The following is an 8,575-nucleotide window of genomic DNA, read 5'->3' as shown; positions in this document are numbered from 1 at the left end:
GATAACCAAAAGCGCGGAATGTTGGAGACATTTTTAGCCTACATGATACCCAATGAGAGTGAACCATTTTGGCAATACGCCCAAGACGTTGTAACAGAAGCCAAACATAGAGGCGTACCCTTTATAGATGCTCATTTTGATAAAGCGAATATCTACACCTGGCTAGCGTGGCAAAATCCACCCGGACGACAATTGCATAATGCTATCATGGAGCATATTTTGAATCCCCAGCATCCCCAAGCTCAACCGTTTATGACTTGGTTGAAAAAGTTGTACGATCTGTAATTTTACAATTTTTCAGGACTTACCCCTGATTATCGCCATCGGAGACATTACTGTCTGAGTCTTTCACTCAACATACTTTTTCACAATAAATGACACATCCTCTTGATGGGAATGTCTCAGTTCTTGAGCTTTATTGATAGCAGCTTTCATGTCATCATAAGGACCAGCCCAGAGGTAAGACCTCACTAATTGATCATCACCAGCCAGTGACCCATAAACCGTATAATAAACCCCATAAAGCGTATTTTGATCCGAGTCAATAACTTTTCTAAGCATAAGAGTTCCTCGATTGGACTTTCACACGAAATCGAATCGTAGTTTGCTGGATAAGACTGTATGATGCCTAACAGCGTAAAGTCAAATGTAGTGCGGCTGATTCCCCCGATAGACTCATCTGACTGTTTGTAGTCAGCGCTGTCTTCGCTTCTGCCACTAAAGTGGCTACTACAAAACCAACTGCGCCAATTCCTTTTAAACTAAGATGAGAATTCCCCCGTCCCATTATGTCCCCAACCATTGCTTTAATTGCCCACGATCGCAAAAAAGACGATATTGCTAACTTTGCCAAACAATACACCCCCATCCTCTCCCGTTACCGTTTAATCGCCACTGGAACCACCGGACAACGCATTCACGACCGGAGTAAGTTAGAGGTTGAGTGTCTATTGTCGGGTCCCTTGGGCGGAGATGCCTAAATCGCGGCGGAAGTGGCGACAGGCCAGGTGATTGCGGTGATTTTCTTCATCGATCCCCTGTATGCTCAACCCCATGAACCAGACATTCAGGCATTATTACGCATCTGTAACGTTCACAACGTCCCTCTGGCTACTAATCTTGCCACGGCTGAAGCAATTATCGCCAATTTTGCCAAAAATCGCTTTGCTTACCTGATTTTTAACCCCGTTTCGGGTCAAGGCAACGCCGAGAAGGATTTAACGCTGATTCAGCAGCTTTTAAAGCCCCAATTGCATCTAGATATTCACCTAACGACGCCCGATCGCTCTTCAGCAGAGTTGGCGCAAGAGGCGATCGCATCCGGTGCAGATCTGATTATCGCGTCGGGTGGAGATGGCACAGTATCCGCTGTGGCGGGTACTTTGATTGGTAGCCAGATTCCCTTGGGGATCATCGCCAGAGGCACAGCCAATGCCTTTGCGGTGGCGTTAGGGATTCCCACAACTATTCGCGCCGCTTGTGAACTGATATTATCAGGTATTACCCGGGTGGTTGATGCCGCACGGTGCAATCAGCATCCGATGATTTTGCTGACTGGGATTGGCTTTGAAGCCGAAACCGTAGAACGAGCGGATCGAGAAGCAAAAAAACGCTTGGGCGTCTTAGCTTATATTTTGGCAGGGATGCAGCAACTCAACGAACATAATGTATTTGAAGCAGAATTAGAGATTGCCGGGATTACCAGTCAATGTCAAGCCGCCGCCATTACCATCGCCAATGCTGCACCGCCAACCTCTCTAATGGCACAGGGGATGGGACAAGTGATTGCCAATGATGGGTTATTGGAAGTCACGATTAACACCCAAAACACCAAAATCGAAGCCATGGATGCGATCGCGGATTTACTCGGTGCAGCATTGATGCGGCGAGCCGCCCGTCGAGAGGATACAATTTGTTTACGGACGGGACAAATTAAGGTCAACACTAACCCTCCCCAAAAAGTGGTTGTTGATGGGGAAATTATTGGCACCACTCCAGTCACGATTGAATGTATTCCCCAGGGATTAACCGTCATTGCTCCCCTGGAAGTATCCCAGCCTGTGGATGAACAACCACCCGTTAGTGAACCAGAGTGAATATTAGGAGTTACTGATGAGTAATCAGCATGATCTCGATCAACGCAAACTTTTATCCGCCCTGTGCCATGGCTCGATATTGTTGAGTTCAGCGATTTTATCGGTTGCGATCCCGATTGTGATTTTGTTGGTGACGGATGATCCGATTGTTAAGGCAAATGCTAAAGAAGCGCTAAATTTTTATATTAATCTCTATATCTATGCTTTTATTTTTATCCTGCTAATCGCTGTCGCAATTGGCATCCCCTTACTGATTCTTTTGGGCATCGTCAGTCTGATCATGCCGATTCTTGCTGTGATCAAGGTTCTGGATGATCCTAACCAACCCTACCGCTATCCTTTTATTTTTAGATTGGTGTAGGTGATGACCACTGGGAAACGTCTTTGGTATCCTCCACCCTCTACCTTAGTCCTCTCTACCCAGGAGATCCATGTCTGGCGGGCGGATCTGAATCAACCGATCGCACAGATAGAGAGATTCGCACAACTCCTTTCCCCAGATGAACAACAACGGGCAAAGCGATTCTACTTTGAGCGCGATCGCAACCATTTTATTGCAGGTCGGGGGATTTTACGGACAATCTTGGGTCGCTATTTAAACCAACCGCCTAATCAAATCCAGTTTGACTATAGTTCCCGTGGCAAACCCACTCTCGCAACGAGCAACCCCAATCAAACACTGGGTTTTAATCTATCTCATTCTCATGGATTAGCCTTGTATGCTCTATCCTCAACCCTTAAACTGGGGATCGATCTTGAATATAGGCGTCCGATGCCCGATGCTGAGAAACTAGCACAACGTTTCTTTACACCAAGAGAATATGCAGCAATTCGGACTCTGGCTGGGGATCAGCAACAAACAGCTTTTTTCAATGGTTGGACAAGGAAGGAAGCCTATTTAAAGGCGACAGGTGATGGGTTAGCCAAGTTATCAGAAATTGAAGTCTCTCTGATGCCAGGAGAATCGGCTAAATTGCTGAGTATTGCTGGAAACTCCAACGCGGCGTCTCATTGGTTACTTTTTCCCCTCACCCCAGCATCGGATTATGTGGCGGCTGTGGCGGTATTCGGGCAGAATTGGCAGATCAAATGTCTTGAGTTTGAACATTAAGTTCCTGGACAACTCTTGAATCAAGCGACCTGTAGGGACACGATATTATCGTACCCTTACACCATTTAGGGTAAGGCAAAGGACATAAACGAAGGACAAATGACTTAAACTATTTCGACGCGATCGCAGATTTTTTGACCAAACAGCGAGTTTTGCTCAACTTGTCGCGGGTGAGGGGGAGCCACTAGAATTACAGAATGATGTTGAGAGACGATAACCTCTGGATCGAAAATAAATTCACTATAGTCAGCCAGATCATCCAATCCCAACACATTTAAGACAATCTCAGATAAAACCCAAGTCGTCACTTTGAAAAATGCCTTTTTCCACTGCTTATGCCTATTCATCGGTTTTAGGCTCCTGTGATCGGTGGTTGAGATTTTGCCTTCTGTCTCGAAGATTGGTGTTTCGAGCAGTACCATCATTGTTAGCGGCTCAATCTCTACTGGTACATTCAGAGCGATTACCTTGATTTCAGCAACCTTTACAAAAACTTGTCCAGAACTTACGCATTCCTTTATCTGTAGAGACTGAATGATTGTGCGGAAGGCTACACGTTTTGACTACACCCCGTTTCCTGCGTTAGTTCCTTGTTGATGCCAAGCCCTAAATACTCACAACTTGGCTTTCATTCAATACCCTAACTAAAGTTATGTAAAGCATCACACCTTCAACCTGGCGCTTTAAGTAAAGTTTTGATGAAATGCGTGGGGAGATAAAAATCAGCAATACCTTGCTAGTCGCCAGGGTTCCCAGGGAGATGGGGTGAGGGGGTGAGAGGGTGAGAGGGTGAGGGGGTGAGGGGGGATTCATACCAAACCTGGCGATAAATGAGTTCTAATTCACTCCCAACTTCCGCAAAGTAGTCCATTTGTTGGGAGTTTAATGTGACGATAGTTCGCAGGATTAATAGGGCAATAATTGCCACAATCATACCCGCTGCTGTAGTAATTAGCGCTTCACCAATACCCCCAGCTACTTTTGTCGCCTCAACGGTTGTCCCACCCCCACCAATTTTAAGGTTATTGAATGTACTAATCAAACCCGTAACCGTTCCCAATAGACCCAATAGAGGGGCAACCGCTACAATAGTTTCTAATAGTTTTTCACCTTTTCGCATTTTGATTAATTCTTTATCACCAGCGGCTTCCATGGCTAAACGAAAGGTTTCTGGTGTTGGCTGTTTCAGCTTTAGGGGTGCATAGAGAAAGCGACCAATGGGCAAGTTTTGAGCCGATTCAGCTATATCTCTAGCCTGTTCTAAATTATAGTGTGCCGCCGCTAGCACATCGTTCACCAGAGTAGCTTCTTGGCGTAATAATCGAAACCAAAACCAAGCCCGGTCTAGCCCACAGGATATCGTTAATATAGATAATCCCAGCAGGGGCAGCATGACCAAACCGCCTTGGATTAATAAATCATAAACTCTTGTCATTTAAGAAACTCTTAGACTAATTCCGCAAAATTAACCCTGGTAATTTTTATCCTATAACGGTACAGACTTATTGTCCAACACCTAAGGAACTATATCCCTGACAGACTCGGGGAGGGGATTTATCTTCAGTTTAACTATTTCGCGATCGCGACTCGATACTCCTTGTCAATAAAGATCAAACTAAACACAGTTGGACGGTTGCGTAAGAATTTAATTAAACTCGACTTGGGTTGAAATCTTTTTACACAGGTATCGGCTGTTTTATTATACCGAGTTTGAAATTCTTTTTTTAGCTCGTTGACCGATATGTCATCCGTTCCTAATTTTTTCATCATTCCTTCTATCATTTCTTTGAGGATTTTCTCTAAGGTTTTGACTGAATTGATAGAGGATTGAGTCGATTGGATTTCTTTTTGGCTTTCTGGGTTTCCTGGGTTACTGATTGTGACAATATAAATCTTTCCAGATTTTTTGACTTGAAATAAATTACAGTCTTGCAAAAATTTTATAAGTTTACTGCCAAGGCTTAATTCTTTAAGGCGATGATTAATTGATTGCTTATGCTGTTGGCGAAATTCCATGCCAACATGGGAAATGGGCACAGAGGTTTTACCCGAATCAGCCATGAGGCTTTTCACGATTATAGCTAATTCCTGTTCTAACTCAACCTTAGATCGAATCATTGTATTTAAAGAACTATCTAAAGCTGGAGATTCAGGCAAGGCATTGGAATTAGGAGTGACCACTGAAGGGTCTCTTTCAAACAAGGTTACATATAACTCTGACTGTTCCGGTAAGTCATGTAACACAAACTCCTTTGGATAATCGCGAAAAAAATCTTGCACTGTTTTGCCGGGACAGTTAAATGAGACTAAATGACTCATCGTTGTTTGGTAATGGCGGCAAAATAAAGTACAAACCTGAGACAGTTTAATCCAAAGATTTCCGGTGCGAGTTTGTTCTAGTCTAATAATCGCTTTAACTTGATTAATAAATTCTTCCAGACCAGGAATTTCCGGGGGTGGATTCAGGGAATGCAGTTGAATTTGGTTAGTGTTACTATTTAAAACAGTGATCGTATCTCCTTGTTTGCGAACTAAGTACACGGTAAAACCATGAGTCTGAAGCGTATTACAAAGATGCGTCATCACTCCATCCGATGAGCAAACTAATATTTCTCTAGCATTGGGATAATGGATAAAGATTGATGATCCCACTGTTGCCATTTTCATATCGGCACTATCTTTACCCGGTGGAACGTGAATCAGTTCATACCCACGACTGTGGAAGTCTGCGTCTTTTTTGCCTAAACTGCGCCAATTGGCAAAGGCAACTTTAATTTGAATCGGATAGGTACAGAGTTTCGCCAGGAATTTTTCAGTTTCGACATCCAGTTGTAAGTTCTCGGCGTCTAGTAAAAGAATGGCAATACCTGGGGAATCATTGGTGACTGAAGCCGGAGAGGGTAAAGCGTCAGAACTATCTGAACTGACCAATTCCGGCGACGGCGATGGGGAATTTGGGGGAATTGAGGATTGTAGAGTTTGAGTCAATTCACCAAAACTGGGTTGGGTAAAATAGCTGGGAAGGAGTAAAATTTCCAGGAAACGCCGTAGATTGATCAGTTTGGTTTCCTTGTCCTCAGCTTGAGTCAGTCTAGCTTTTAGTTTTGTGATCAAGACAGATTGATTGTGCGGGTTACACCAAGGAGTCGTCCTATACTTTTCTTTGAGGAGTTCCGGATGCTGCTGTTGGATATCCAGGACGATGTGGTAAACGCGATCGCAAATTTGATCAATAATTGCTGTATCAGTTACCAATGGCGCATTGGACGGATCGGACATATCACAAAGTAGCACGGAGGATGGTGTATGCGTCCATAATAAAAGAAAGAAAAAGCTTTACACATCTTAACTATGGCGAGAGATCTACGGGCATTCATCCAGCTTTTAGAGGAACGGGGACAATTACGCCGGATTACGGCGTTGGTTGACCCAGATTTAGAAATTGCCGAGATATCCAATCGGATGCTACAGGCGGGGGGACCCGGACTATTATTTGAGAATGTCAAGGGTTCATCCTTTCCCGTCGCCATCAACCTGATGGGAACCGAGGAACGGGTGTGTTGGGCGATGAATCGGGACAATCCCCAAGAGTTGGAAACATTGGGAAAAAAGCTGGGAATGCTGCAACAGCCGAAACCACCGAAGAAAATTTCCCAGGCGGTGGAGTTTGGCAAGATTTTATTTGATGTCGTCAAAGCCAAACCGGGACGCGATTTTTTCCCCGCCTGTCAGCAAGTGGTGGTGGAAGGAGACTCCCTAGATTTAAATAAACTGCCCCTAATTCGTCCTTATCCAGGGGATGCGGGCAAAATTATTACCTTGGGGTTGGTGATTACCAAAGATTGTGAAACGGGTACTCCGAATGTGGGTGTGTACCGTCTGCAACTCCAATCCCGGAATACCATGAGTGTTCATTGGTTATCAGTACGGGGTGGGGCGAGACACCTACGCAAAGCGGCGCAGAATGGCAAGAAACTAGAAATTGCGATCGCGTTAGGGGTTGATCCTTTAATTATTATGGCAGCCGCCACGCCAATTCCCGTAGACCTTTCTGAATGGCTGTTTGCGGGACTCTACGGCGGTTCAGGGGTGCAACTGGCAAAGTGTAAGACGTTAGATTTACAAGTCCCGGCTGATTCCGAGTTTGTCTTAGAAGGGACAATCACACCAGGGGAAGTATTACCTGATGGACCCTTTGGTGATCACATGGGGTATTACGGCGGCGTCGAAGATTCCCCAGTGATTCACTTCCACTGCATGACCCATCGCCAAGACCCAATTTATCTTACCACCTTCAGTGGGCGTCCCCCCAAGGAAGAAGCAATGATGGCGATCGCACTCAATCGGATTTATACGCCAATTTTACGACAACAGGTCTCCGAGATTGTGGACTTCTTCCTCCCCATGGAAGCCCTCAGTTACAAAGCCGCGATTATTTCCATTGATAAAGCCTATCCCGGACAAGCCAGACGGGCAGCTTTAGCGTTTTGGAGTGCCTTACCCCAATTTACCTACACCAAATTTGTGATTGTTGTGGATAAAGATATTAATATCCGTGATCCGCGTCAAGTGGTGTGGGCAATTAGTTCCAAAGTAGACCCGACGCGAGATGTCTTTATTCTGCCCAATACGCCCTTTGATAGCTTAGATTTTGCCAGTGAAAAGATTGGTTTAGGCGGACGCATGGGGATTGATGCAACGACTAAAATTCCTCCCGAAACTGAACATGAATGGGGGGCGCCATTGGAATCCGATGCGGATGTCGCCGCTATGGTTGATCGGCGCTGGCTTGAGTATGGCTTAGATGATTTGGAATTAGGAGAGGTTAATCCGAATCTGTTTGGCTATGATCTGCGGTGAACAAATTTGTAAGTGATTAGGAGATAACCCTTGACCGAACCCAAAAAAGCCAACAAACCCTCAGCCCAAGACCTGGAAAATGAAGTACAAGCAATGCAGGAACGCGGCATTACGAATGCGGAGGTTCTTTAAGCCATGGCAGTTATTGCTGATAAACAAGGTGATTCTACTTTAGCCAGAAAACTCGCCAATACAGCCAAAGAGTTAATCAAAGAAAGCCAAATTTAAGTCAAAACCATGCCCTCTTTCCCAAGTGAAGGGTCACGCGCCATGTCTTAGACTGAAGCGAAGGATTAATCGGGGCGGGTTTAGTTGCATCTGGGTCAAAAAGAGCAATGAAGAAACTACTTTCTCAGATATTGGAGATTGATATCGTACCCTATTGCAGCGGAAACCGCTATATATTAATCCTCTAGCTTCAACGCCATGGCGTGATGATGAATATGGTCTTCAACAAACGAGGAAATGAAATAATAGCTGTGATTATACCCTTCCTGGAAGCGTAGTG

Annotated in this window: 10 protein-coding genes and 1 pseudogene; 6 read left to right on the top strand and 5 right to left on the bottom strand. The window is 44.9% G+C overall.

Translation table 11 applies throughout. The features are described from left to right. A partial coding sequence (locus ACLFWI_RS21685; RefSeq protein ID WP_446414638.1) for a DUF3226 domain-containing protein occupies positions 1-285 on the top strand: 285 nt, incomplete at its 5' end. Between the two features lie 63 nt (positions 286-348). On the opposite strand, the gene ACLFWI_RS21680 is transcribed toward ACLFWI_RS21685, so the two are convergent. Further along, entirely contained in the window at positions 349-561 is a 213-nt protein-coding gene (locus ACLFWI_RS21680) for a hypothetical protein (RefSeq protein WP_446414637.1), read from the bottom strand. A gap of 227 nt (positions 562-788) precedes the next feature. Here ACLFWI_RS21680 and ACLFWI_RS21675 point away from each other — a divergent pair, with 227 nt between their 5' ends. Genes ACLFWI_RS21675 through ACLFWI_RS21660 form a run of 4 tightly spaced genes read left to right on the top strand, consistent with a single transcriptional unit; the run spans position 789 to position 3,207 of the window. Continuing rightward, complete coding sequence (locus tag ACLFWI_RS21675; protein ID WP_446414636.1) at positions 789-980, top strand: hypothetical protein; 192 nt, start codon at positions 789-791, stop codon at positions 978-980. Between the two features lie 12 nt (positions 981-992). Then, positions 993-2,096 carry a YegS/Rv2252/BmrU family lipid kinase gene (locus ACLFWI_RS21670; RefSeq protein ID WP_446414635.1) on the top strand — a complete coding sequence of 368 codons (1,104 nt, stop codon included), beginning with the start codon at positions 993-995 and terminating at the stop codon, positions 2,094-2,096. 16 nt (positions 2,097-2,112) lie between these two features. Further along, positions 2,113-2,457: a DUF4870 domain-containing protein gene (locus ACLFWI_RS21665; protein WP_446407037.1), complete on the top strand. Its 345-nt coding sequence runs from the start codon at positions 2,113-2,115 to the stop codon at positions 2,455-2,457. A gap of 3 nt (positions 2,458-2,460) precedes the next feature. Continuing rightward, the gene (locus ACLFWI_RS21660) at positions 2,461-3,207 is read left to right on the top strand and encodes a 4'-phosphopantetheinyl transferase family protein (protein ID WP_446414634.1); all 747 of its coding nucleotides are present in this window, start codon (positions 2,461-2,463) and stop codon (positions 3,205-3,207) included. Positions 3,208-3,311: 104 nt separating this feature from the next. On the opposite strand, the gene ACLFWI_RS21655 is transcribed toward ACLFWI_RS21660, so the two are convergent. From ACLFWI_RS21655 to ACLFWI_RS21645, 3 genes are all read right to left on the bottom strand, one after another. Beyond that, the gene (locus ACLFWI_RS21655; RefSeq protein WP_446414633.1) at positions 3,312-3,554 is read right to left on the bottom strand and encodes a hypothetical protein; all 243 of its coding nucleotides are present in this window, start codon (positions 3,552-3,554) and stop codon (positions 3,312-3,314) included. 389 nt (positions 3,555-3,943) lie between these two features. After that, positions 3,944-4,642, bottom strand: coding sequence for a MotA/TolQ/ExbB proton channel family protein (locus tag ACLFWI_RS21650; protein WP_446407040.1), 699 nt, complete (start codon positions 4,640-4,642; stop codon positions 3,944-3,946). Between the two features lie 134 nt (positions 4,643-4,776). Next, positions 4,777-6,486, bottom strand: a complete 1,710-nt coding sequence (locus tag ACLFWI_RS21645) for an NYN domain-containing protein (RefSeq protein WP_446414632.1) — start codon at positions 6,484-6,486, stop codon at positions 4,777-4,779. Between the two features lie 72 nt (positions 6,487-6,558). Here ACLFWI_RS21645 and ACLFWI_RS21640 point away from each other — a divergent pair, with 72 nt between their 5' ends. Next, positions 6,559-8,067, top strand: a complete 1,509-nt coding sequence (locus tag ACLFWI_RS21640) for a UbiD family decarboxylase (RefSeq protein ID WP_446414631.1) — start codon at positions 6,559-6,561, stop codon at positions 8,065-8,067. A 404-nt stretch (positions 8,068-8,471) separates the two neighbouring features. Here the strand turns inward: ACLFWI_RS21640 and ACLFWI_RS21635 are convergent. Continuing rightward, positions 8,472-8,575 (bottom strand): annotated as a pseudogene (locus ACLFWI_RS21635) (S-formylglutathione hydrolase); the annotation flags it as partial.

The organism is Coleofasciculus sp., from assembly GCF_046539235.1.
GTDB lineage: Bacteria > Cyanobacteriota > Cyanobacteriia > Cyanobacteriales > Coleofasciculaceae > Coleofasciculus.
Note: the sequence above shows the minus strand (reverse complement) of the source record. Positions and strands in the feature narration are given on the sequence as shown.